Raw genomic sequence first — 23,782 nt, 5'->3', positions numbered from 1 at the left:
GTGTTTTAATGCGTGTTCGAATTCGCGGTTTAAAGTAAGGTATTCTAATTAAACAGAGATTTAATGAAAGGCATTTCGATAAAAATCGGGAAGGGGGGTTAATGTTCCGGTTTCAGACCAGCCTTTTTTTTGTGCCATATCGCTGAAACTTTCTATACGTTTTTCATCTTGTGGGTGAGTACTGAAGAACTCAGCAGGCTCTTTAGATTCCATCGCAGCGCGTTCATTGTGAAATATTCGAAACAATTCAGCGCCGCCGTTCAGATGACCGTATAGGGCTTGCAGGGTGTTCATGGCTTCAATATCAGACTGTTGCTCCATCTTACGACTAAAGTGCAAGGTGGAGAGTAATCCGGTATCACCCAGTATTTGACTGTCTGCGCTTCTACCTAATGTCGTCATTGCGATCGACACTGCGATACCTCCACCCAGGGATTTAATCGGGTGTCGATATTTTACGTGTGCAATTTCATGCCCTAACAGGGTGACTAGGGTATTTTCGTTTGGGAGTTTTTCCAGCAAGCCTTTAAACATAAATACATTTCCACCCAGTGTTGCAAAGGCATTCATCGTATCTGAATGCATATAGTGGATTGTAATTTTCATTTCTTCAGGAAGATTTTGTGCTTTGCTGATTTTATCCGCGAGTTGTTGAAGATATACGGTGATTTGCTGATGGTCACTATTGTCATCATGAGCAGAGACATCGTAGAAACTCGCTACTTTCTTTTCTGCGTTATAGGGGATTAGCCCCGCTAGCCAACTGCCGCCTAAACTGAGTACCAACGAAACCACAATCACGAGCACAATTGATCCCACCAGCAACACAGAAAACTCCTTTAAAGGGTTCTCTTTACTGGTGTTAATGTCTTCTGGTATTTGTGGGTTTTCGTATTGCATGGCTGTGAGAGTTAACCGTAAATATGGATAGTTTGTGTTTTATGTAACTAAAGCTTTTTTAAAGCTGTGCCATAGGCATGTACTTCGATAATCGGCATTTTACGGCTGTCTTGCCCAGAAATGCTGGACGTCTCGTATTTCACATTAAAGACTAATTCTGCACCAAATTGTTGTGCCTGATCTTTCATGCGTAATACGGCTTCGCGTCTTCCTCTATCTAGTAGCGTTTCGTAAGTGCTTATTTTTCCGCCGAATAAATTGCGCAAACCAGCGACAAAAGTTTTGAAGTAATCGTTAGCGATGACGACATTTCCGGAAACCAGTTTTTGTTCGTATCGATTATCCTGAGGAGGCATTCGGCTTGCCATCGCTGGCAATTGATTCATCACTTTTTCTCTTTCGATCAGGCTGATGAAATGTTTCTTTTCTGCGCGTCGGCCAAAGAAATAGCCCAGTGAAACTAGGGCAGCGACTATGAGAATTTGATCCATAATTTGTACCGTAAAACGCTTTTTTAAAAAAGTGCCCCAAAGTAGGGGGGTGGCTAAAGATTTATTTATTAATTCTAATTAGAGTCTATGTTTCAGATTCGTCAAGAATAACGGCAGTGCCATACACATAAATTTCAGCTGCCCCCGCCGTGATGCTGGAAGTGGAAAACCTCACGTTGAGTACCGCGTTAGCGCCCACCGAACGGGCTTGCTCAATCATGCGCTCGGTGGCTTCTTCACGTGACTCCTGTAACAGTTCGGTATAGGCAGTGAGTTCACCACCGAACATGTTTTTGATTCCCGACATGATGTCACGACCCGCGTGCTTGGCACGAACAGAGCTGCCTTGAACAAGTCCTAGATGTTTGGTGACTTTTCTACCCGTCATAAATTCAAGGTTTGATATCAACATGTCGTAATTCCTTAACAGATTTAATGTGTTTTAGTAGTGTATCAGTTGCTACTTAGTTCATATGTGAGTTCAAAGTAAGTTAGATTTTATAATTCAGAAACAGCCTTTGTAATGCGTTTAATCGCTTCTTCAAGCAAAGATCGACGACAGGCAAAGTTGAGTCTAATAAAGTTTTTATCACCAAAGTAGACACCTGCTGATATGCCGATGCCTGCGTTTTCAAAAAAGGATTCGGCATTGTCGAGTGCTAGATCGGAGACATCAATCCATGCAAGATAGGTCGCTTCTAAAGGGAACATCTTTAAGCCTGGTATTGCGTTGATTTCTCGTAGCAGATAATCGTGGTTATCTCTTAAATAATCGATTTGCTGGAGTCTCCAGCTTTCACCATGTTTAAATGCTGCTTCGGTCGCAGTTTGCCCAAGAATGCTGACCTCAGGGGCTTTTTCCAAAACATCCTGTTCAAACTTTTTGCGGATTTCGTCATTGGGAATAATAGCAAAACCAAAATTCATTCCTGCCAGATTATAGGTTTTGGTCGCTGCCATCAGTGTAATACAGCGGTTTGCGGCATCTTCATTCAGGTTGCCAAAGGGGTAATGCTTTTTATTTTTATCTAAAATTAAATCACAATGGATTTCATCCGAACAAATCAATAAATCATGTTTTTTACAGATAGCCTGTAGCCGCAGTAATTCTTCTTCGGTATATACGGTTCCACCAGGGTTATGCGGGTTGCAAAATAAAACCATTTTAGTTTTTGGGGTGATAGATGCTTCCAGAGCAGCGAAATCTAAAGTCCATCGTTCGTTTTGTAACTGCATCGGGACTCTGATTCTTTCCCTCTTTGTATTATTAATAACGAAATTAAAGGGAGGGTAGATAATTTCGGGCACCATGATTTCATCACCTTCGTCTCCTGCGAGAAGCGAAGAGAAGGTTAGCCCATTCACAAGACTTGAAAGCGGCACAATCCATTCGCTTTTTATGGACCAGTCATAATGATAAGAAAGATGTGAGGTAATGGCTTCACGAACACCCGCAGTACCTTGTTCGGTATAACCAAAGACACCCTGAGCAACTCTTTGATGTAATGCCTCAACAATCGCAGGAGTGGTCTCAAAGTCTGAGTCTGCAATCCAGAAGGGAATAATATCTTTGCCTTTATATTTATCCCATTTTTTACAGTAAGTGTTTTTTCTATCGATTATTTTATCGAAATCAGCTTTGCTGTTTATGTCAGTGTTTGTGTCGGGATTTACATTGGTGTTTAGATCGGTATTCATATCTACTTTGGTGTTCTCTCATTAATATTACGGCTTATCAGCCCTGATTCATTTTATGTGTGATTTCAGGCACAATATGTTGAGTTGTTACTGCTTGCAAACGAAGTTTTCAATTAATCTAAATAAATGTTTTTTCATTCATAGGATGCCATTCATTGGCTTATAGAATATGGCACAAACTACCTTGATAATCAGCACCTTAAAGAAAACGCTTAAGTCGCATGGGAAAACCTATGCCGATGTAGCAGCGCATTTGGGGTTGTCTGAGGCGAGCGTCAAGCGCATGTTTGCTCAGCAAACAGTGAGTTTGAATCGTTTGGATGCAATTTGTCAGATGCTGGATATGGAAATCACCGAATTAATGCAGAAGGTGAATGATTCTACAGCCAGACAGATCAGTGAACTCAGTGACGAACAAGAGCAGCAATTAGTCAGTGATAGAGAACTGTTACTAATTACGATTATGGTAATCAATAACTGGACTCTGGAAGAAATTCTTCAGGCTTATAATTTCACAGAAGCACAATGTATTCAGCATTTAGCGAAACTTGATCGCTTGAATATTATCGAACTACTGCCGAATAATAAAATTAAGATAAAGATATCTTCAAACTTTAAATGGCGAAATAACGGTCACATCCAACGATTTTTTAGGGAGAGTATCGAATCGGAGTTTTTCAATTCTAAGTTCTCAAAGCCGGAAGAAAAGCTAGTCGTTTTGAATGGTATGTTGTCGCAAGAATCAAATGCAATTTTTCAAAGAAAACTGGAGCGACTTGCCAGAGAATTTGATGAAATGGCAAAAGAAGACGTTACACTTCCACTGAGTGAACGTCTTGGTTATACCTCGGTTTTGGCCGTACGTGATTGGCGCTTTACTGTGTTTGATGTTTATAAAAGATAAGGCATGCAGCCTTAATTAATTTGTTAGCTGTTTGGTTCTAATCAATCGGAGCATGAAGCTTCGTACCTTCTACAATGACACCACCTCGATTTCCAACATCTATATTACCGTAGCGTTCCTTAAAGATTGGTGGCAATTCTCTGTCGTCAGGCACACTTAACCATAAGCGTAATAGGTGACGTCTGTTTTCTCGCTCTGGCCAATCCATAAAACCACGTCTGTCGTGCAGCATGCTGTGATTGTGTACAAATTGCATATCGCCCACTTCCAGTTTCATGGATAGGTTGAGGCTTTCATCATTCGCTAATTCATCAAATAAATTAAGCGCATCGACATAATTTTCTGGTAACTCTGGTACGCCGTCAAAGCGTTGTCCGGAATCGATATACTGCCTTTGATAGATAACCGTTAATTTTTCCTTGAACCAGCTAAACACAGGTATGGTGAAAAAAGGTTTTTGTCCGGGTTCGACTTCACCTCTTTTATCTGTAGCGACGGGAGAGAACAGTAATTTAACTAAATCTGGTCGACGTTTTAACATTTCATTATAGATCGACTCTGCACTCACTAAGAGCGACTCACCGCCGGACTTTGCCGTCTTTAAACAGATGAGGCCAACGACATCAGCACTATCGGTGTGAAACGTTTGGCGCGAATTCGTTTGGTAAATTCTGCTGTTTGGGTCGTTCTCATCTGCGCCGATATCACGCACATGACCCAATAGATGACCTGCGGCATTTTGTGAGCGAGGATTGCCAAGATGGGAGCCGATTCCCATAAAGAGCGTGGCAACTTCTTCTCTATTATAGGTAGAGATATCTAAACCTCTGAATAGCTTGAAGCCCAAGCCATCGGTAAGCTCTGATTTGATTTTGTTGAGCTTATTCCCTAGCAAAGGTAGTTGAAAGTTATCTTTAGTTATTGCTTCTAGCTTTAAATCAGATGCAATAAATTTTGCAACGGCCTCGTTAATCTCATCAATATCTTCCTGCTTAAACGTATAAACCCATTTTTCTGGTGTATTTTTGATGGAAGGACCTTTCCAGGCCGTTTCTGTAGTTAATGTAGGAGGGAATTTAGACGAGTAAATAGGTGGCAGGGTATTCATCAAACATTCCTTAAACTAAAAGTATTAAAAAATAAGCCTTAAATTGAACCGCTAAAAAGAAGTTTTTTCAATGGTTCAATCCGTCTAGTGATGTTTCTTTCTTGAGAATTTCAAAAAAACGGGCTCAAAGTAGGGGGGTGACTTAGTGCTAATTAGTCATTATAAATTAACTCAGGAGCAGGGCAATTTTCTAATGAATATTTATTTTTGTTCATTAATTAAATTATTCTTAAGTCAGAAAAATGAAAAATTTATAATTTAATTTTCATTTTTTTTGCTTAATTTTTAAACAAAAATTCGCTATTAAAACCATCAACTTAAGTGTGGTTTTTACAAAAAAATTGAAATTGAAATTTAGTTTTTATGAAAACTAAATGAAACTATTTGAAATTCACTTAGTCCTATTTTCCGAAGCGACAACATCAACATTATGAGGTGGCAGCGAGGGAATCGACTTGTGCCTTATTTTAATAAGTTGTTGTTTCATATTTGTTAAATAATATTTAAAAACTTTTTAAGGAGTCAAAAATGACTATCAAAAAAACAGCAGTAGCAACTTCAATTTTATTGGCAATAGGTTTTAGTTTGCCAGGATTTGCAGAAACCAAGACTGAAATGGTTGACGGGGATGCTGTGACCATCGATTGCATTACAACAGCGGAAGTGGATAAGATGTCAGACGAAGATAAGGCAAATCTTAAATTGCCGATCTGTGAAGAAGTTGAGAAGAATGCAGACGGAACGACGGCTACTCAATAGTCTAGTTTCACAAAGCACCTGTTATTTTGCAGGTGCTTTGTCATTTTTTAATCCTGGCTTTTTTGAAAAATTTGATGAAATAAAAAAATCATGATATTGAATGTTTCTGAAAAAAATCTCGATATCAAGCCAAAAGTTACGGAGTGTAATTTTACTGTTTAAAAATAAAAGTATTAAATATCGATACCCTGAATATGGATTTTTAACACTATTCTTGTTTCAATAGTCAAGAGCTGATCAGTACGATTATTCTTTTCGCATATTGATTCTAGACCTTGTTTGACGCTCTTGCGCAGACTCTCTAGTAATCAGTTTCTATGCTTAGAAAGGATGTTGAAATGATCAAAATTTGGCATATTGCTATAAATATATCTGCAACTAATACTGCAACTGCACCTAATACTGGAAATGTAAAAGAGCACAATGTATCAGAACTGATAAATCCACATCATAGATATCCAAATAGATATCAAAGAACGCTTTATACAATTTGTTTACTATTTTTGGCTGTTGTTGCCCTTTCAGGATGTTCAGGTTTAGTAAGTCAGAAATCTGGACAACATACCGTTTCAAGTAGTTTAGCGAGTTTTTTATATTCAGGAAAAGATTCTAACAAGGTTGAAAAGTCTGGCCCCGCGTTACTAGAGCTTCCAGTCAAAGTGGGAATAGCATTTTTGCCGTCGCAACATTGGCGAAATGGCTCGTTAGACGAAAGCACAAAATATCAACTTCTAAATAAAGTTAAACAGTCCTTTGGTAAACACCCTTTTATAGAAAATATATCTATCATTCCTAGTACCTATCTTAAACACCATGTAACTCGGAAAGGGCAGGGGTTCGACACCCTTCAGCAAGTGGCCAATATTCACGATGTTGATATCATTGCCTTGGTTTCATACGACCAACTCACCCGATCAGAACAAAACAATGCTTCTTTACTCTATTGGACGATTGTCGGCATGTACGTTATTCCGGGTAATGAAAATACGATACAAACCTTTGTCGATACTGCCGTATTTGATGTCCGTAGTCGTAAGTTATTGATGCGTGCGCCAGGGGTGAGTAAATTAGCTAAACGATCCACTGCTATCGGTGTTGATAGTGTGATGACTCAAAAAGCACGACAAGGTTTCGATATGGCTTTTGACGATATGATTAAAAACCTGGATCTTGAACTGATTCGCTTTAAGGACAGAATTAAACATGATGGTTGGGTTAAAACAAATAGTGGCTCGGTCAAAATAACGAATCAATCTGCTTATTCAGCGGCAGGATTTTTAGATATGAAATTATCATTGCTTTTAATATTGTTGTTTCTATTTAAGTTTATGTACCCTCAATTCAAATATCGGAAAAGCACATATCAAAATACTGCGAGCATAAAAAAAGGCTAATTAAATTAGCCTTTTTTTATATTTATATGAAAACTTACTTCATATGCAGGGCTTTTTTAACTTCAGCCATTGTATGAGTATGCGATGTGTCCCCACCATTCTTATGTGTGTGAGTAATAAAAGTGCCGTTAGGTAATTGATGCTGATGTTCAACCCCAGCTGGAGCCATTACTGCGGGAGCAGCGCCTTCAATTTGTTGTTGAGATGCTTGAGCAACAGAGATACCTGTAACTAGAAATGCAAAACTCGTAACAGCTAATACTTTATTCAAAGTCATATTTTAATCCTCTTTAGTTTTTATAAGATGGGTTAGTTCAGAGTTTAAATAAGGCGAAAAGTTCAATGATAGGCTAGATTTTAAGCTTCGATTTAAACGCAAGAACAGTATGAGAATAGCTTATGTGATAATACATTGCACAAATAAAAAGAGGCTATTAATAATTAATTATAAAAATATTTTCTAGCAAATTTTTTATTGGTTTTTCTATTGGTTCTTCTGACAATTCATCTATCTATAAAAGTCACTTAGTTTAACTCGCATGATTCATCTGACGTTTATTCGCTTTGCCTTGTTTATTGTTTTTTCTCGCGTTTAGTATCAATTCCAAGGATCCTTTCTGTTTAGTGCGTTGATGATCTTTTTCTAAATACTCACGCATTTGTTCTTCAGGAATAGCCAGTTGATCGCTTACAACTTCATACAGTAATTTATATAAACGGGGTAAAGCGATTTTCCAGGTGCTGCCTTCGGTATTGTGTAAAGCATCTGATAATTGCATAAAGCGCTTAAATGCTGAGGTGTTCTCGTTAGGGTCTTCAATACCCAGAATAAGAGGTAGTGTGTGTTTAAATCTGCCAGAGTTAGCAATCATATCCCAGTAACGCGCAAATCGTTTTACCCGCTGCATCTCAGTGAAGGAAATATCTTTGGTGGTTAATATTGTATAGGGAGGAGTGTCGCTATAGACCAATTGATAATCTTCATTGTGACGATTAAGAGGAGCGCCGCGCAGTCGCTTTAAAATTCCAAGCTGAATTTCTTGTGGGTTCAATGCCACTAACTGATCAAAACTTTTGCCAAAATTATCCAAGGTGTCACTGGGTAAGCCAAAAATCAGATCGGCATGGATATGAGCGCCAGTATGTTCTCGTAACCACAGTAGATTCTCTTTGGTTTTATTATTATCCTGTTTGCGACTAATCAATCCCTGAATTTCAGGGTCGAATGTCTGTACCCCAATTTCAAATTGCAGTGAATCTTTGGGGAAGTGCATCAGTGCTTGCTTGAGTTTTTCTGGAAGATTATCCGGGATAACTTCAAAATGAAGATACAAATTATCCGTCATGCGCTCCAGAAAAAATTCAAGAATAGCGACACTGGTACTCACCTTTAGATTAAAGGTTCGATCGATAAATTTGAAATTACGCGCGCCACGTTGATAAAGTTTATCCATTTCCTCTAGAAATGCACCTAACTCAAATGGCTTCGAGGTCTTATCTAGCGATGATAGACAAAACTCACATTTAAATGGACAGCCTCTTGATGCTTCGACGTAGATCAAACGGTTGCTTATGTCCTCATCACTGTAGAATTCATAAGGTGATGCTATTTTATCCAGTGTTTCAGCAACGCCTTCAATCACTTTGTTCAATGGTCTTTGACCATTTAGAACCTGTTCGCAGAGTACGCGAAAACTGATTTCACCCGGACCTTTAATGATGTAATCAGCGAGATCTACGCATTCTGGTTTATCCGGCAAATGACTGACTTCCGGGCCACCTAAGACAATGCTAACCTCTGGAGCAACCTGTTTTAATATTGCAACGGTTTCGCCGATTTCAGTGACATTCCAGATATAAACACTAAAACCAATTATTTTGGGGTTGGATTCAAGTAATTTTTCAACAACATCGATAGGGCGTTCATGGATGGTGAATTCTTTGAGAATGGTTTGAGATTGCAATTCGCCAAGATTAGCGTACAGATACCGTAATCCAAATGCTGAGTGTATATAACGCGCATTTAGGGTACATAAAATAATGTTAGCTGAGGGTGTTGTCATAAGGTTTGTCATTATTGGTCTAATCTGAAGTATTGCACAGCGTTATGAGCAGTGCGACTGCAATCAAAGATCTAGGTAATATTTATCTTGAGTGACTTGAAATATTAGAGAGAAAACAGAAATCATGTATCACATAAGCAGCAGGAATGTGCTTCAACAAAAAAGCAGAACATTGATTCACATGTTCTAAAAGATGTCTTTTTGTTTCGTCTTAGTTGCTTAAGATACGGTTAATTAATTTGAGTATCTAATACGCCTAAGCGAAGATCATGATACCAATCACTATTAGCGTGACGACGATCATTTCTTTTATGGCTTTTGGGTTTTTCATTTTATCGACTTTTTAATTATCTACGTTTTAAGTATTATTTGAATTATTAGTGGTTAAAAAGCGTAACAATGTTCATTGTTATAGCCCCCGATTTTACCACAAAAGTGCCCTGATTAAGTTACCCCTTATCTGAAATGTCAATTAGCCAAAATGCCTTGAAATAAAGGGGTTAAAAGGCTGATAGGTAAATATATAGAAGGGGTTTTTAGCATATTTTGGCTTCACTCAAAGTTTCTTAAAATGAAGCCAGTTAAGTCCAATGAAATTCAGCTATAAAAACACCCGCCAATCTATGTCAGTCAAACAGGTGATTTTTTGTTTAACCGATATATATTTAAGTGTTCGCTTTAACCCAATCTATGATTTGTTGGGTATTCATGGCGCCAGCTTGTCTGGCTACCGATTGCCCATTTTTAAACACTAAAAGACTGGGAATACTGCGAATATCAAATTTGCTTGCTGTTTGCTGGGCAAGTTCGGTATTTACTTTGGCAAAGATAACATTGGGTGACATCTTTGCCGCAGCTTCAGCAAAATCAGGCCCCATCATTTTGCACGGTCCACACCATTGCGCCCAGAAATCTACCACGACAGGTAGATCACTTTTTGCAATAACCTTGGCAAAGTTATGATCTCTAAGCTCTATCGGTTTTCCGGTAAAAATAGCTTTCTTACATTTACCGCACTTGGGATTATCATTTAAACGATTCTCAGGAATTCGATTTACTGCGCCACACGCGGGGCAGACACATTGTTTAGAATCAGTCATTTTAGACCTCTTTATTACGTTTGTTGATGGCTCTTGTAGAACCCTTTAATAATTAAATAGTGGCGTTTATTCTTGAAAATTCAAGAAAAAAACGCCTGAAAGTAGGGGGGTGACTTTATTAATCCATCTGGAGCTAGATGAGTCTTCAGGAACAGATAATCAGGGATAAATAAACTAAAGATTCATAACGACGCCATAAATATTCCCATAAAGAATCCCTAAAGAATTATCCAAGATTAATGACAGAGCCTGGGTAGTAAAATATAACGAGAAAGGTTTATTATTGGACTATAGTTAACTCACATTTATTTCAGAAAAAGACGCTTGTAATGACACTCGAAAAAAATACATTAGAACAATTATTCGCAGAATTAACCGATGTTGTTGGTGATCGCTTCTCTACCAATATGAATAGCCGTGAAGTCCACAGCAAAGACGAGTCCTATCATATTCCCAAACTGCCTGATGCCGTGATAATGGTTCATAGCACTGAAGAAGTTTCTGAAATTGTAAAGCTTTGCGCCAAATACCAGTGCCCTGTTATTCCTTTTGGCGCGGGTACTTCTCTTGAAGGGCAAGTAATCCCTGAAAGTGGGGGGGTGTCATTAGATTTTACAGAAATGAATAAAATACTGCGATTGAGTGAAGAGGATCTGGATGTCACTTTGCAAGCAGGGGTCACGCGCAGACAACTTGCTACTCACCTGAGAACATCTGGCTTATTTTTCTCCGTTGATCCTGGTGCAGATGCGACTTTTGGCGGTATGGCCGCTACCAGAGCATCGGGAACCAATGCGGTTCGTTACGGCACCATGCGCGATAATGTATTGGGTTTGACCGTGGTCATGGCTGACGGTGAAGTCATAAAAACAGGGGGACGCGCCCGTAAATCATCAGCCGGATATGATCTGACAAAGCTTATGATAGGCTCCGAAGGTACGCTTGGTATCATCACTGAACTTACCGTGCGTTTATACGGAAGACCAGAGGCTATGGCGGCGGCTGTCTGTGATTTTGAATCACTCGAAGGCGCGGTAAATACCGTGATTGAAACAGTACAAATGGGTATCCCTGTTGCCAGAATAGAGTTTCTGGATGAAGTACAAATCGATGCAATCAACAAATATTCAAATCTGGATTACCCCTTAAAACCCACTTTGTTTTTAGAGTTTCATGGCACAGAAAAAGGTGTCGTAGAACAAGCTCAAATGGTGGGAGAATTAGCCGCAGAAAATGGCGGCAATGAATTCCAGTGGAGTGATAAAGAAGAAGAGAAAAATAAATTATGGCGTGCGCGACACGATGCGGCTTACGCCTGTAAAGCATTACGTCCGGGTGCAGGTATGTGGGCAACCGATGTGTGTGTGCCTGTGTCTCGTTTGGCGGAGTGTATTCTGGAAACCCGAAAAGACATTGATGATACTGGTCTGCTATCCCCCATTGTTGGTCACGTGGGCGACGGTAATTTTCATACAGTGATGTTAGTCGATACGGATAATGAAGATGAGATGAAAACCGCTATTGCCTTCAATGAAAGACTCTTAGCGCGATCTTTGGCAATGGGTGGAACGATTACCGGAGAGCATGGGATCGGAACAGGTAAAATGGAATTTCTGCTTAAAGAGCATGGCCCTGCAGTGAATGTTATGAAAACCATTAAGCAATCATTGGATCCGCTAAATATATTGAATCCCGGAAAAGTCGTGGCAATCAATAGTTAATAAAAAAACGCCTCAAAGTAGGGGGGTGGGGATAGAAAAATAAACAGGTTTACACTTTTTTGTTGTTATCCATAACATCAATTTTTATGGATAACAAAGGTCTCCGTATAGGCTTATTCTTGCAAGAAGAACTGATTACGGGATGATTTCTACATCGAAATTAATCGACTTTATCAATAATTTTAGACCTACTGTCTATCTTCACCTGTAAAACAACTTCTCTACCTGATAGGTAGTGACAAAAGTTAACAAAAAAGTGGATATTTTTTGTCACTCTTTTTTTATCTCTTCTTGGCGCACTTCTTGGTTAAACAAAAAATTTATAAATAACAGTGACTTATTTTGTCTCTAAACTTGGCATACAACTTGCTTAGTTTAAACTAATACTAAAAATAAGACATAAAACTAAAATAATCAAAATTTATAAAGAGAGAAAAAATATGAGCGCAGAAAGAAAAATAGATTTTTTATATGAAAGTGCAGAACAAGTTGAAATAGCATTTTATAAAGCGTTTGGAGAGGGTGATTTTTTATTGATGGAATCTTTGTTTGCAGATTCTGGAGTGAGTAGTACGCATCCAAATAATTCTACAATCATTGGTCGTAAAAAAGTCGTTGATAACTGGGAATTTTTACTCGAAGGAATTCCACAAACCACAATCAACCGAGAAGTGTTAAGCGTTACAAAAGCACCAGGTATCGAAATTCATCTAGTACTAGAAAGCTTTGTTGCTGATGTAATCACGGGTGAGCTGTCTGAAGTCTACGCAACAAACGTTTATGTTCTACAAGAGAATGGATGGCGTTTACAAACGCAACACGCGTCTTTACCTAAGCAAGCCTCATTCAATACTGAATTTTTCTATAAAGATAAAAATGTAATGAGCATGCAAATGAGTAAATCGCTGAATTAATTTTCAGCTCTGCTTTATTTATTAATTCGTTTATTGATTCGTTTTTGATTGTAGCGGTGTATTAAAAAATATTGCTTATGATTATAACAATCGGATTAAGTCGTAATTAATCGTTAATTAGATAATGCTTATTGTTATTAGTAAAAAGTTACGTCGGTGATGGGAATTTCTTTCCAAAGGTAAAAGCTTTAGCTGTCGGTCCAAATTCACGAATCTGGTCAAGCTTGTCTTTACCTTCCTGAATAGTAGGGATGTGTCCTGCCGGCACCCACCAAAGCGTTTGATGCATTTCACCCATTTTGTCGAACCATGCATCTCTGTCTTGCAATAATTCAATATGAATCGATTTGTAAACAAAAGCTCTTAGTGAATCAATATCCCGCCAAACACTCATATTGATCAGTAATAACGGATCGTTAAAAACACTAACGGATCCATCGTCACCATCTTCTGTTTCAAGCCGCCAGATAAACCCTGGTGCATTATCCGCGAGGGTATGAATTTCATCGAGACGAGAGATAAAGCCTGACATGATTTCAGAGTCCTTATCTGCTTTCGCTTGCGCAATATTGATTTGCGCGATGTGATACGAGATATCCTTATTTTCCATAATGTGCCAACTTTGATCATTGCAAAATCAGCACCCAAGTTAACACATTGCCTGACTACTTTGAATAATACTTCAGGAGTCAGGTTATGAAGAGTCCCCCATTTTAAAAAGAATAAAATGGAAAACCCATCATCAGAACCACGCTTAAAAAAAACGCTTATAAGTAGGGGGGTGGCTTTTAAACTCTCAAAAACCTCGTCAAATCTGTTAAGAGATCATCCCAGCCCCAACGGTATTATTCGAATGGCTATCGATCACAATAAATGCACCTGTCGCTCTATTGTCTTTATAAGCATCCGTAAATAAAGTATTCGCCAGCTTAAAAGAAACCTGTGCAATATCATTCATTTGTAATTCATTGACTGATTGTTGTTCCAGATTGTTTACGTCTATTTTGTGCTTTATATCGATTAACTTTGCTTTACTTTCACGTGTCGTGTGTCGGATTTGATAGGTTTTTGATTTATCCAGAGGAGTATCGTCAAACCAGCAAATAGTTGCATCTATCTGTTTGCTTTGTGTCGGTAAATCAGACGTCTTAACAATCATATCGCCCCGAGAAATGTCAATTTCATCACTTAACAATAACGTCACAGACTGTTCTTTAATGGCATTATATTTTTGTACGTCTCCCAGCTCTATGGCTTCAACAGTAGAGGTTTTCCCCGAGGGAAGTACCGTGATACTTTCGCCTACTTTAATTTCACCAGACTCAACTCTTCCCATAAACCCACGGTAATCGTGAAGTTCGGGCCTAGTTGAATCTTTAGGTCTGCATACATATTGAACAGGGAAGCGGAATGGCTTGGCCTCATGACTTGCAGCATCATTATTTTCATTGTTATTTTCGTCAGCTATCAACTGAGAACCTAACTCAAGCCTTTGCATCAAGGTGTTGCCTTGATACCAGTCTAAGTTATCTCCTCTTTCTACAACCATGTCTCCCTTTAATGCAGATAGAGGGATAAATTCAACAGTCTCAATACCTAGTTCTTCGGCAAATTTGAGGTAGTCCTGTTTGATGGTTTCAAAGATGTCTTCGCTATAATCCACTAAATCCATTTTATTTACTGCAACAACCAGATTCTCGATACCCACTAAATGCGAGAGATAAGAATGTCTGCGGGTTTGCGTTTGAATTCCTTTGCGTGCATCTACCAAAATAATAGCCAGATTTGCGGTCGATGCAGCTGTCACCATATTTCGTGTATATTGCTCATGACCCGGCGCATCCGCGATAATGTACTTGCGTGTTCCCGTAGAAAAATAACGGTAAGCCACGTCAATCGTAATCCCTTGTTCACGTTCAGCCTGAAGGCCATCGGTAAGTAGTGCCAGATCAATTTCTTGTAAGCCTCTTTTCTGCGAGGTTTTATCCAGCGCAGACAAGGTATCGGTGAGTATCGACTTGGAATCAAATAGCAAACGTCCAATCAGGGTGCTTTTACCATCATCAACACTGCCACAAGTGAGCAATCTTAATAAACCGTTGTCTAAGTGATGGTTAGAAGTTAATGCAGTCATTAGAAATATCCCTCTTTTTTGCGTTGTTCCATCGCGGCTTCGCTTGATTGGTCATCAAGACGTGTTTCTCCGCGTTCTGTAAGTGTTGTCGATGCAGTTTCGAGAATGATTTTTTCAATCGAATCAGCATCTGAGATAACAGGAGCTGTACAGCTGATATCACCTACTGTGCGAAAACGTACCTGTAAATCAATGATGTCTTCATCTTGCTTAGCAGGGGTGATATCGGTAACAGGAACGATATTTCCATTACGTTTAACCACTGGGCGTTGGTGCGCAAAATAGATACTCGGCAAGCTTAATTGTTCGCGCTGGATATATTGCCAAACATCCATTTCAGTCCAGTTAGAAATAGGGAATGAGCGAATGTTTTCACCTTGATGAGTACGCGCGTTATACAGATTCCAAAGCTCTGGGCGTTGGTTTTTAGGGTCCCACTGACCGAATTCATCACGAAAACTCATGATTCTCTCTTTCGCTCTGGCTTTTTCCTCGTCGCGGCGTGCGCCACCGATGCAGGCATCAAATCCGAACTCTTCAATTGCCTCGAGTAAAGTGACAGATTGGTGCTTATTACGAGATTCATCGGCATTTTTAAGTACGACTGTTCCGCGTTTCATCGAATCTTCGATAGTGCGCACAATCAGTCTTTCGCCTAATTCTTCGGCGTATTGATCACGAAATTTAATCACTTCTGGGTAATTATGACCCGTATCAATATGCAGTAAGGGAAACGGAAAACGACTTGGACGAAACGCTTTTTCTGCCAGGCGAAGTAAACAGATTGAATCTTTGCCACCAGAAAATAGTAGTACCGGGTTTTCACATTGCCCCGCTACTTCGCGCATAATATGGATAGCTTCTGACTCTAACCAGTCAAGGTGCGAAAGCTGATTGTTCGTCATTTTTTGATCTTGATATAACATGGTAAACCTTCAGTTTGAGAAGCGAAGGAGTATCTACTAAATCATGTTTCGAGATTAGTGATATTAATTGATGTATTTATCTAATTAATGAATATATAAGGCAAACAAAGCAAGAGCGGCCCGTTTCTGATATTTAAACGGGTTAAAAATGATATATGCGTAAAACGTAGAGGGCAAATAAAGGACAGCAAGAGAGCTATAAAGAGAGGTAGAAATAAAGGTAGAAATAAAGCCAAACGGCTTGGAAAGAGTGCACGCTGAAACTATGGTGACCTTTTAACAGCGTGCATCTGGAGGTATTTCAGTTAAGGATAAAATTAATGATGCAAAGCATTTAAAATCTGCTTTAACACAATATCCGCACTTTTCGCATCGGGGTTTGTTTTCGCCATTACGCGAAGTCCCCAAATATTCACCATCAAAAATTTAGCTAAATCAGCGGGGGTTTTATCAGCGGATAGTTCACCTATTGCCTGAGCTTGCTGTAATCCTCTAACAAGTTCATCCTCAACCGCTTGCAACTGCAAGTTTGCTTTGGCTTGCACAGCATCATTGTGGGATGCCATTTCGAGGATAGAATTAACGATTAAGCAACCACGTTTATCTGTGCTTTTGCATTTATCTACAATACCTTTTAGAAAAGCTTCGATGGCACTTAGGGGAGAGCTTGAATCATCAAAATATTGTTTCAGTTGAGAAACAGAATTCTGGCCGTAAAACTCTAGCGTCTCAAGAAATAAACCTTCTTTGGATTTAAAGGCAGAATAAATACTGCCAGGATTCAATTTAGTAGAATCCACAAGATTGGGAATGCTCGTCATCGAATAGCCATTATTCCAAAAGGTATTCATTGCATTTTCTAGCACTTCATTACGGTCAAATTCGATTGTTCTAGCCATGGTATCGCCTGCTTCTCATGCGCAAATTTTTAGTACAAAAATTGCTTAATAAAATTAATCTTATAGCAAATGTAAATCATTTCAAGATATTACTTGAATGAGCATTCAATATAACCTAGTCTTATTCTTGAATAATCCTTCAATTATAAGAGAAATCTCCAATGAGTACACTAAAAGAAGAAATTGATGCGTATGAAGTTGTTAAAGCACAAAATGTTCCTGCGCCTACATTAGCAATAATGAATGATGCCACGACAGATTTAATTGCAACTGGTATTGAAAATAAAGCACTTAAAACCGGTGATAAAATTCCTGAGTTCAGCCTGCCTAACCAGAACAATGTGGTTAGTTCGATCACAGAACGTCTCGATGCATCTATGCTGGTTATTACTTTTTACCGCGGTGGTTGGTGTCCGTACTGTAATTTCGAGTTAAATGCTTTTCAGAAAATGATTCCTGAATTCGAAGCAGCAGGCGCAAAGCTCATCGCTATCTCTCCAGAAGTACCCGATCATTCTTTAAGCACTCAACAAAAGCACGATTTATCTTTTGATATCCTTTATGACAAAGGAAATGCAATCTCAAAAGAGTTTGGTCTGGTGTTTACTTTGCCACAAGAAATTCGTTCAATTTACGATACTTTTGGTATTGATGTTGTCGATCACAACGGTGATGACACTTTTGAATTACCATTACCAGCAACCTACGTGGTAAATCAAGCGGGTGAAATTGTTTATGATTTTGTCGACCCGGATTACACGAAGCGTTCAGAGCCAGCAGACGTTTTAGCTGCGGTAAAAGCAAACGCTTAAATAGTTACTGAATAAAGTTAACAAGGGTCAATAGATTCTGATAGCAAGCGAGTTAATGTAGCTTGTTATCAGAACTTGTTAACAGAACCGAATAGCTACTGAATAGATTAAACACAGGATGTAGAGATTTAGAATAGGGGAGTAGAAAGCAGAATCTTAGGATTTTCTACTTGCCTTAAACATTAACTTTTAAACTTTCTAACTCTTTCTTCAAGGCTTCGTTTTCTTCACGTAGCTTCTTGAATTCATGATGAGTAAAGGCTTTTACTTTCTCTAGATTAATGAGTTGCGGAATATATTTAGGGCAGTTCCAGTCCATCGCAACCACTTCAATGGTCGCAACGCGATCTACGTTTCCCTGACCTTTAGTTTCCAGCTTTTTGCAAAGTGCAGGGTCTGCATCTTTAGCGTGTTGCATTTTGATGTGACCGAGAATTTTTAAGCGGGATTTGTTTTCATAGTCCATTAAAAACAGCGCAACTTTATCGCTTATTGCTGCGTGTCCCATGGTGATGAATTGACGGTTGCCACTGTAATCCGCATACCCCAGCAGGTTATCACCAAGCACTTTCAAAAAACCTTTAGGACCGCCACGATGTTGAACATAAGGCCATCCTGTCGATGAAACCGAGGAAATGTAAAAACTTTCTCTGGAAGAAATAAAAGCAATATCTGACTCATCCAGTGCTTCTTTCGTTCGACTGGGATATATCTTCTCATAGGTCTTTCCGACACCGTCTTCATCCTGAAGATTGCGTACTTCATTTACAAAGAGTATCTCTGCGTAATTATCCATAAGTTTTAGTATGCGGCTGTATGAGTTAGCAAAATTTGTTGATTACTTTTATCATTATAGTTTATAAGCCAAATACTTTAACACAAAATTAAGGTGAATTTAATTAATACATTATTACTTATTGGTAATCTTTCTAAGGGCAGATGTCTTCTATAGATATAAAGCTGTGTATAAACCCACTTATATAAAAACATTGCAGAATTTATACTGATGAACGTTTGTAAAGTGTTCTGTATGAGTCCTCTATTGTTACCCTCTAATTTTGTCCTTTATATAGGCTCTGTGAAACGATCGATTTTTAAAGATAAACTCCGCAAAAACATATCAATGACGGGCACATTTATTGCATACTATATTTAATTATCCACACTGATAGATATCGGCATGAAACACAGTAGCTTTAGCGGAAAACCTGAATATCAAAACTTTAAAGAGTTGGATCGTTTCCTCTCTGAAGGCATTAAAGACGAAACAACCAAAGAGCAACTCAATAAAGCACTTCAATTTGTCTATGACGTTCAGGATGAGAATGATCATCGCCCTTCATCTCTCGACATTGCATATACGCTGAAGAAACTCGGTGTCGATGCGCAAACCTTAATTGCTGCATTATTAAGCGACCCAAGATTGCGCGATAACCTAGACCCTATCTTTTTGGAAGAGCAGTTCAATGAGCGCATCGCCAAGCTTGCGAATCACGTTAACTGGTTGAATACCTTTAAAGAAGCAGATCTGTCGATAGACTATATTCCCGAGCAGGCAGAAGCATTGCGCCGTTTATTATTAGCCACAGTAAACGATGTTAGAGCCGTATTAATCCGATTGGTATTTCGTTTACATCGTCTCCGAAAACTATACGAAGAAGACTCGGAAACTCAATACGCAGTCGCTAAAGAAACATTGGATATATTCACGCCTCTGGCCAATAGACTGGGTATCGGTCAAATTAAATGGGAGATGGAAGACCTCGCGTTTCGTTATTTAGAGCCTGAAAAGTACATGTCGATTGCGAATTCAATGGACGTGAATCGTGCAAAACGTGAAAGCATCATCAATAACTTTGTCGAACAATTACAAGGCTTGTTAGAAAAAAATAACATCAAGGCAGAGGCTTATGGTCGCGCCAAACACCTTTATAGTATCGCAAAGAAAATGCAGCGTAAAAATCAGGAATGCCACGAACTGGCAGACTTGTTAGCGGTAAGAGTTATTGTAGAAAATGTCACCGAATGCTACCAAGTGCTGGGTATTGTGCATGGTTTATGGAAGCACCTCCCGCAAGAATTCGACGACTACATTGCCAACACCAAAGAGAATGGGTATCAATCAATTCATACCGCTATCTTCGGCCCAGAACAGCAAATCATCGAAGTGCAGATACGCACCAAAGACATGCAAGAATTTGCCGAACACGGTGTGGCTGCACATTGGCGTTACAAAGAAGGCAGTAATCAAGATCAGGCGATGGAAAAAACCATCGAAGCATTACGTGGCATGCTGGAAAATCCGATTGACGACGACGCCTTACTGGAAGAACTAAAACCCACGTTCTTCAATGATCGCGTCTACGTGCTGACCCCGAAAGGGAATGTCATCGACCTGCCACAAAAAGCCACAGCGCTGGATTTTGCCTATTTTGTGCATACTGAAATCGGCGAACACTGCATCGGGGCGAAAGCCAATGGCCAACGAGTACCACTCAGTTACCCTTTAAAATCAGGTGAGCGCGTAGAGATTTTAACCGACCCGGAATCAACACCCAAGCTCAACTGGTTAAACCATAATAAGCGCTTTGTCACCACTGCCAGAGCCAGAGCAAATATCCGTAACTGGCTTAAAACTCATTACAAAGATACCCACTTTACCCAGCTGATTTTGAGCGACAGCCATTCGGGCTTAGGCAGTCGTGAAATCTTAACCGCACCGTGTTGTCACCCACAGATTGGTGATCGCATCATGGGAGTCTATCAACTCGATGGCACCATACAGGTACATCGTGCTACTTGCCCGAATGGGTCAAAAAGCAAACATGGGCTTCCTACACTAGATTTAGAATGGGGCGAAAAAACCGACAAGCTTAGGCATACGGTTCATCTCGAAGCGTTTGATCGACAAGGGCTGTTACAGGATATTACAACGCTGCTCAATCAATCACAGGTCAATGTGCTCAAAGTGAATTCAGAAACTGATCTGGCAGATCAATCGGTAACGATGGAATTATTTATAGAGTTGGAGCCAGAAGACGATTTGAAACATCTACTCAAACGCATGGAATATATTCCAAATGTGATTAAGGCGAATGCTGCTTAAACGTTTTTAAAGAGATAAAAAAAGTGCCCCAAAGGTGGGGGGTGCCTTTTTAAATGTTTTTTCGTCTTATTCTTTATGAAAGCCTTAATCACTAACTATTAATGAAACCTTTGATCAAATCTTTAATCTACCCTTTAATCAAACCAATGACGGGTGCGGTTGGCAAAAGCCACTAAGGTCAGCATTACAGGCACTTCTACTAAAACACCTACCACGGTGGCCAATGCAGCACCTGACTGTAAACCAAATAAAGAAATAGCAACCGCCACAGCCAATTCAAAAAAGTTGGATGTACTAATCATGCAGGCGGGTGCCGCAATATTATGCGGAAGTTTAATGGCTTTTGCGGCAGCGTAAGCAATCGCAAAAATACCGTATGTTTGTATCAATAACGGTATCGCGATTAACACGATAGCCAGAGGTTTGGCGATGATAGTTTCTGCCTGAAAACCAAATAACAACACAACTGTTGCTAATAAACCTGCTACCGAAATCGGTTTAAGTTTCTGAATGAAGTTATTAAGTGTTGAAGCGTCTTGCTTTGCATTCAGTGCTTTGCGCGTTAACACACCTGCGATCAAGGGGATTACGACATACAACACCACCGACAACAGTAAAGTATCCCAGGGTACAGTCACATCAGTAACGCCCAATAAAAAGGCAGTGATCGGTGCAAAGGCAAAAATCATGATCAAGTCATTCACCGAGACTTGCACCAAGGTATAGTTTGCATCGCCTTTAGTCAGGCTGCTCCAGACAAACACCATTGCGGTACACGGTGCTACACCCAGTAAAATCATACCTGCGATATATTCTGTGGCGGTTTGCGGGTCTACCAGATCAACAAAAATAACCCTGAAAAATAGCCAGCCTAAAAACGCCATACTAAACGGTTTGATCAACCAATTAACAACCAATGTCAGAAACAAGCCCTTCGGCTTTTTGCCAATATCTTTAATCGAAGAAAAATCCACCTGAATCATCATCGGGTAAATCATCACCCAGATAAAAATAGCGACAGGAATATTCACGTGAGCAATTTCCAGACCGGCAAACCACTGGAATAAACCGGGAATCACACTCCCCAGGATTACACCACCAACGATGCACAACCCCACCCACAAACTCAGATAACGCTCAAATAAACCCATAATAATTACCTCTCTAACAGATCATTCAATGTTGATGATGATCTTTCGCTTTGTATGTTTATGTAAAAAATCATTCATAAAAATGAGTATTAAGAACTAACAACATTGAGGACGATTTTCCATCGCCTTCAAACTTGTTTGTAGAACCTGCAAAGACTCTTTATTGGTGCGACTCGTCGTTTCTAATATTTCTGTCGCCCACTCGGGAAGGTTCTTTGATATCGAATAAAATACCCATTGTCCTCGTCTTACATCATCGAGAATGCCGCAGGCGCGGAGTTGAGAGAGATGTCGGGAAATTTTTGGCTGGCTATCGTTGAGTGCTTCTACCAACTCACAAACGCAGAGTTCGCCCTCAACAAAAATGAGGAGTGTGGCGTTTAATCGCGTAATGTCAGATAAGCATTTGAAAAACTGTAAAGGTTCTTTCATGGTTGCAATTCTTTATATATGGATATCCGTATATTCGGATATGGTGTGGTTTTAGTCAAGTCTAGAAGCGAGATTGTTTTTTGATTTTTTCATTAGAATGATTAGAGCGCGGTTATCAGGTGATTTTTTAAAAATGCCTTAACGTCGATTTATTCCGACGCCAGGGCGAATATATCGTCTCGACAGAACAAGAATTGATCCGAGAGGTGGTTGCCACAGGGGATGATGTTATTTACATGATCTGTTTAAAAAGTGCCTTAAAGTAGGGGGGTGACCTTTTTATCATCATCGTTAGGTTCTCTAACGGTATTTACCAATGTTGAATCAGAGTCTCTTTTTCGTAGCTTTGAGGCTTTTTGATTCTCTTCGGGCTTTGGTTACTGGCTACGAGTTCATTTATTTTGCTCAGCCAAAATAAACAGAACCAAACAAAAGGCTGCCCAACAAACAAGCCGTAAACGGTTCCCTCACTACTCGAAAATTGACGCGGTTTTAGAACTCGCTCCTAAAGTCGCTCAAACAGCTAAAACCTTAATCGTCAATTTTCTGCGTGGCTCGGCTTGTCTGAAAGGGGATTTACAAACATCGCTAGAATGTAAAAATTGCATAAAAGTCGATTTATTAAGCCGCTAGGGCGAATAAATCGTCTCGACAGATCAAGAATTGATCCGAGAGGTGGTAGCAGCAAGGGTTGCTGTTTATTAGATGGTCTGTTTAAAAAGTGCCTTAAAGTAGGGGGGGTGACCTAAACCTCCAAAACCGCACTAACTTCATCACCCATCCGCATAATCCCCGATTGAATCACTCGCGCATTTATCCCACCGTGTCCGCGTATTGCGTTATAACCGCCGGGGCCAAACGTTTCTTCCATAAACGAACAAGGGTGACAGAGTCCTGTGTATTCGAGTATCACTTCGCCGATCTGGAACTGTTTGTCTTTCAGTGCCAGCAGGTTGATGCTGCTGATGCAGATATTGCGACGTAGTTGAGCTGGATCTACGGATTCTAAACCGAGGGTTGCGGCGATTACGGGTAAGTGTTCTGTCTGGATTAGGGTGACTTGTCGATTGCCTGATCTGCCTGCGTAACGATCACCTGTTAAGCCATGTTGTGTTTTAGCTTCGACCGCATCGACGACTAGCATTTCCGCCCGTCGTTCGGGGCGTACGCCTATCCATGTGACTTTGCCTTTTTGCGGGAGTGTTTTGAAGAGTATGTCGAGTGTTTTCATTTTTGTATTATGTCAGGTTTTAGAAACTGGCTATAAAAA

At 39.7% G+C, this 23,782-nt stretch carries 23 protein-coding genes; 7 read left to right on the top strand and 16 right to left on the bottom strand.

Annotated features, from left to right (window positions below; translation table 11 throughout):
- Positions 1-60: 60 nt before the first annotated feature.
- From OO007_RS15260 to OO007_RS15245, 4 genes are all read right to left on the bottom strand, one after another.
- A complete protein-coding gene (locus OO007_RS15260) occupies positions 61-900 on the bottom strand; it encodes a M48 family metallopeptidase (protein ID WP_325809447.1) in 840 nt (279 codons plus the stop codon).
- A 47-nt stretch (positions 901-947) separates the two neighbouring features.
- The gene (locus OO007_RS15255; RefSeq protein ID WP_325809446.1) at positions 948-1,391 is read right to left on the bottom strand and encodes a YbjQ family protein; all 444 of its coding nucleotides are present in this window, start codon (positions 1,389-1,391) and stop codon (positions 948-950) included.
- A gap of 85 nt (positions 1,392-1,476) precedes the next feature.
- Positions 1,477-1,803, bottom strand: a complete 327-nt coding sequence (locus tag OO007_RS15250; protein ID WP_131906946.1) for a YbjQ family protein — start codon at positions 1,801-1,803, stop codon at positions 1,477-1,479.
- An 86-nt stretch (positions 1,804-1,889) separates the two neighbouring features.
- Positions 1,890-3,089: a MalY/PatB family protein gene (locus tag OO007_RS15245; RefSeq protein ID WP_325809445.1), complete on the bottom strand. Its 1,200-nt coding sequence runs from the start codon at positions 3,087-3,089 to the stop codon at positions 1,890-1,892.
- A 169-nt stretch (positions 3,090-3,258) separates the two neighbouring features.
- Between OO007_RS15245 and OO007_RS15240 the strand changes: the two genes are divergently transcribed.
- Positions 3,259-3,993, top strand: a complete 735-nt coding sequence (locus tag OO007_RS15240) for a helix-turn-helix domain-containing protein (RefSeq protein ID WP_325809444.1) — start codon at positions 3,259-3,261, stop codon at positions 3,991-3,993.
- 37 nt (positions 3,994-4,030) lie between these two features.
- Here the strand turns inward: OO007_RS15240 and OO007_RS15235 are convergent, their stop codons facing one another.
- Positions 4,031-5,101, bottom strand: a complete 1,071-nt coding sequence (locus OO007_RS15235) for a TauD/TfdA family dioxygenase (protein WP_325809443.1) — start codon at positions 5,099-5,101, stop codon at positions 4,031-4,033.
- Between the two features lie 528 nt (positions 5,102-5,629).
- Between OO007_RS15235 and OO007_RS15230 the strand changes: the two genes are divergently transcribed.
- Positions 5,630-5,860: a hypothetical protein gene (locus OO007_RS15230; protein WP_131906942.1), complete on the top strand. Its 231-nt coding sequence runs from the start codon at positions 5,630-5,632 to the stop codon at positions 5,858-5,860.
- A 338-nt stretch (positions 5,861-6,198) separates the two neighbouring features.
- Entirely contained in the window at positions 6,199-7,254 is a 1,056-nt protein-coding gene (gene rhlP / locus OO007_RS15225) for a rhombotarget lipoprotein (protein WP_325809442.1), read from the top strand.
- Positions 7,255-7,288: 34 nt separating this feature from the next.
- On the opposite strand, the gene OO007_RS15220 is transcribed toward rhlP, so the two are convergent.
- The 3 genes from OO007_RS15220 to trxC all read right to left on the bottom strand — a co-directional run bounded on the left by OO007_RS15220 (position 7,289) and on the right by trxC (position 10,417).
- Positions 7,289-7,531, bottom strand: coding sequence for a hypothetical protein (locus OO007_RS15220; protein ID WP_299879967.1), 243 nt, complete (start codon positions 7,529-7,531; stop codon positions 7,289-7,291).
- Between the two features lie 253 nt (positions 7,532-7,784).
- Positions 7,785-9,317 carry a B12-binding domain-containing radical SAM protein gene (locus tag OO007_RS15215; RefSeq protein ID WP_325809441.1) on the bottom strand — a complete coding sequence of 511 codons (1,533 nt, stop codon included), beginning with the start codon at positions 9,315-9,317 and terminating at the stop codon, positions 7,785-7,787.
- A 665-nt stretch (positions 9,318-9,982) separates the two neighbouring features.
- Positions 9,983-10,417 (bottom strand): thioredoxin TrxC, encoded by a 435-nt coding sequence (gene trxC, locus OO007_RS15210; RefSeq protein WP_325809440.1) that lies wholly within the window; start codon positions 10,415-10,417, stop codon positions 9,983-9,985.
- Between the two features lie 329 nt (positions 10,418-10,746).
- Here trxC and OO007_RS15205 point away from each other — a divergent pair, with 329 nt between their 5' ends.
- Both OO007_RS15205 and OO007_RS15200 read left to right on the top strand, forming a co-directional pair.
- Positions 10,747-12,138 carry an FAD-binding oxidoreductase gene (locus OO007_RS15205; protein WP_325809439.1) on the top strand — a complete coding sequence of 464 codons (1,392 nt, stop codon included), beginning with the start codon at positions 10,747-10,749 and terminating at the stop codon, positions 12,136-12,138.
- Between the two features lie 440 nt (positions 12,139-12,578).
- Entirely contained in the window at positions 12,579-13,052 is a 474-nt protein-coding gene (locus OO007_RS15200; RefSeq protein ID WP_325809438.1) for a YybH family protein, read from the top strand.
- 148 nt (positions 13,053-13,200) lie between these two features.
- Here OO007_RS15200 and OO007_RS15195 read toward each other — a convergent pair whose 3' ends face one another.
- The 4 genes from OO007_RS15195 to OO007_RS15180 all read right to left on the bottom strand — a co-directional run bounded on the left by OO007_RS15195 (position 13,201) and on the right by OO007_RS15180 (position 17,011).
- Entirely contained in the window at positions 13,201-13,662 is a 462-nt protein-coding gene (locus OO007_RS15195) for a DUF3291 domain-containing protein (RefSeq protein WP_325809437.1), read from the bottom strand.
- 207 nt (positions 13,663-13,869) lie between these two features.
- A complete protein-coding gene (locus tag OO007_RS15190; RefSeq protein ID WP_325809436.1) occupies positions 13,870-15,186 on the bottom strand; it encodes a sulfate adenylyltransferase subunit 1 in 1,317 nt (438 codons plus the stop codon).
- Complete coding sequence (gene cysD / locus OO007_RS15185) at positions 15,186-16,091, bottom strand: sulfate adenylyltransferase subunit CysD (RefSeq protein WP_325809435.1); 906 nt, start codon at positions 16,089-16,091, stop codon at positions 15,186-15,188. Before cysD ends, OO007_RS15190 begins: the two co-directional genes overlap by 1 nt.
- 338 nt (positions 16,092-16,429) lie before the next feature.
- Positions 16,430-17,011 carry a TetR/AcrR family transcriptional regulator gene (locus OO007_RS15180; protein WP_325809434.1) on the bottom strand — a complete coding sequence of 194 codons (582 nt, stop codon included), beginning with the start codon at positions 17,009-17,011 and terminating at the stop codon, positions 16,430-16,432.
- A 161-nt stretch (positions 17,012-17,172) separates the two neighbouring features.
- Here OO007_RS15180 and OO007_RS15175 point away from each other — a divergent pair, with 161 nt between their 5' ends.
- A complete protein-coding gene (locus OO007_RS15175; protein WP_325809433.1) occupies positions 17,173-17,823 on the top strand; it encodes a peroxiredoxin-like family protein in 651 nt (216 codons plus the stop codon).
- Positions 17,824-17,998: 175 nt separating this feature from the next.
- Here the strand turns inward: OO007_RS15175 and OO007_RS15170 are convergent, their stop codons facing one another.
- Positions 17,999-18,619, bottom strand: a complete 621-nt coding sequence (locus OO007_RS15170; protein WP_325809432.1) for a pyridoxamine 5'-phosphate oxidase family protein — start codon at positions 18,617-18,619, stop codon at positions 17,999-18,001.
- Between the two features lie 384 nt (positions 18,620-19,003).
- On the opposite strand from OO007_RS15170, the gene OO007_RS15165 reads away from it, so the two are divergent.
- Positions 19,004-20,929 (top strand): RelA/SpoT family protein, encoded by a 1,926-nt coding sequence (locus tag OO007_RS15165; protein WP_325809431.1) that lies wholly within the window; start codon positions 19,004-19,006, stop codon positions 20,927-20,929.
- A gap of 134 nt (positions 20,930-21,063) precedes the next feature.
- Here the strand turns inward: OO007_RS15165 and arsB are convergent, their stop codons facing one another.
- From arsB to OO007_RS15150, 3 genes are all read right to left on the bottom strand, one after another.
- Positions 21,064-22,080, bottom strand: a complete 1,017-nt coding sequence (gene arsB, locus OO007_RS15160) for an ACR3 family arsenite efflux transporter (protein WP_131906928.1) — start codon at positions 22,078-22,080, stop codon at positions 21,064-21,066.
- A gap of 96 nt (positions 22,081-22,176) precedes the next feature.
- The gene (locus OO007_RS15155; protein WP_131906927.1) at positions 22,177-22,512 is read right to left on the bottom strand and encodes a metalloregulator ArsR/SmtB family transcription factor; all 336 of its coding nucleotides are present in this window, start codon (positions 22,510-22,512) and stop codon (positions 22,177-22,179) included.
- A 745-nt stretch (positions 22,513-23,257) separates the two neighbouring features.
- Positions 23,258-23,743, bottom strand: coding sequence for an MOSC domain-containing protein (locus tag OO007_RS15150; protein ID WP_325809430.1), 486 nt, complete (start codon positions 23,741-23,743; stop codon positions 23,258-23,260).
- Positions 23,744-23,782 lie beyond the last annotated feature (39 nt).

It is taken from the genome of Cocleimonas sp. KMM 6892, assembly GCF_035798195.1.
Lineage (GTDB): Bacteria > Pseudomonadota > Gammaproteobacteria > Thiotrichales > Thiotrichaceae > Cocleimonas > Cocleimonas flava.
Note: the sequence above shows the minus strand (reverse complement) of the source record. Positions and strands in the feature narration are given on the sequence as shown.

What these genes read in the sequence shown, in the direction of transcription:
- OO007_RS15260 (WP_325809447.1), bottom strand. Translation starts at nt 900, where the DNA reads ATGCAATACGAAAACCCACAAATACCAGAAGACATTAACACCAGTAAA.
- OO007_RS15255 (WP_325809446.1), bottom strand. Translation starts at nt 1,391, where the DNA reads ATGGATCAAATTCTCATAGTCGCTGCCCTAGTTTCACTGGGCTATTTC.
- OO007_RS15250 (WP_131906946.1), bottom strand. Translation starts at nt 1,803, where the DNA reads ATGTTGATATCAAACCTTGAATTTATGACGGGTAGAAAAGTCACCAAA.
- OO007_RS15245 (WP_325809445.1), bottom strand. Translation starts at nt 3,089, where the DNA reads ATGAATACCGATCTAAACACCAATGTAAATCCCGACACAAACACTGAC.
- OO007_RS15240 (WP_325809444.1), top strand. Translation starts at nt 3,259, where the DNA reads ATGGCACAAACTACCTTGATAATCAGCACCTTAAAGAAAACGCTTAAG.
- OO007_RS15235 (WP_325809443.1), bottom strand. Translation starts at nt 5,101, where the DNA reads ATGAATACCCTGCCACCTATTTACTCGTCTAAATTCCCTCCTACATTA.
- OO007_RS15230 (WP_131906942.1), top strand. Translation starts at nt 5,630, where the DNA reads ATGACTATCAAAAAAACAGCAGTAGCAACTTCAATTTTATTGGCAATA.
- rhlP (WP_325809442.1), top strand. Translation starts at nt 6,199, where the DNA reads ATGATCAAAATTTGGCATATTGCTATAAATATATCTGCAACTAATACT.
- OO007_RS15220 (WP_299879967.1), bottom strand. Translation starts at nt 7,531, where the DNA reads ATGACTTTGAATAAAGTATTAGCTGTTACGAGTTTTGCATTTCTAGTT.
- OO007_RS15215 (WP_325809441.1), bottom strand. Translation starts at nt 9,317, where the DNA reads ATGACAACACCCTCAGCTAACATTATTTTATGTACCCTAAATGCGCGT.
- trxC (WP_325809440.1), bottom strand. Translation starts at nt 10,417, where the DNA reads ATGACTGATTCTAAACAATGTGTCTGCCCCGCGTGTGGCGCAGTAAAT.
- OO007_RS15205 (WP_325809439.1), top strand. Translation starts at nt 10,747, where the DNA reads ATGACACTCGAAAAAAATACATTAGAACAATTATTCGCAGAATTAACC.
- OO007_RS15200 (WP_325809438.1), top strand. Translation starts at nt 12,579, where the DNA reads ATGAGCGCAGAAAGAAAAATAGATTTTTTATATGAAAGTGCAGAACAA.
- OO007_RS15195 (WP_325809437.1), bottom strand. Translation starts at nt 13,662, where the DNA reads ATGGAAAATAAGGATATCTCGTATCACATCGCGCAAATCAATATTGCG.
- OO007_RS15190 (WP_325809436.1), bottom strand. Translation starts at nt 15,186, where the DNA reads ATGACTGCATTAACTTCTAACCATCACTTAGACAACGGTTTATTAAGA.
- cysD (WP_325809435.1), bottom strand. Translation starts at nt 16,091, where the DNA reads ATGACGAACAATCAGCTTTCGCACCTTGACTGGTTAGAGTCAGAAGCT.
- OO007_RS15180 (WP_325809434.1), bottom strand. Translation starts at nt 17,011, where the DNA reads ATGGCTAGAACAATCGAATTTGACCGTAATGAAGTGCTAGAAAATGCA.
- OO007_RS15175 (WP_325809433.1), top strand. Translation starts at nt 17,173, where the DNA reads ATGAGTACACTAAAAGAAGAAATTGATGCGTATGAAGTTGTTAAAGCA.
- OO007_RS15170 (WP_325809432.1), bottom strand. Translation starts at nt 18,619, where the DNA reads ATGGATAATTACGCAGAGATACTCTTTGTAAATGAAGTACGCAATCTT.
- OO007_RS15165 (WP_325809431.1), top strand. Translation starts at nt 19,004, where the DNA reads ATGAAACACAGTAGCTTTAGCGGAAAACCTGAATATCAAAACTTTAAA.
- arsB (WP_131906928.1), bottom strand. Translation starts at nt 22,080, where the DNA reads ATGGGTTTATTTGAGCGTTATCTGAGTTTGTGGGTGGGGTTGTGCATC.
- OO007_RS15155 (WP_131906927.1), bottom strand. Translation starts at nt 22,512, where the DNA reads ATGAAAGAACCTTTACAGTTTTTCAAATGCTTATCTGACATTACGCGA.
- OO007_RS15150 (WP_325809430.1), bottom strand. Translation starts at nt 23,743, where the DNA reads ATGAAAACACTCGACATACTCTTCAAAACACTCCCGCAAAAAGGCAAA.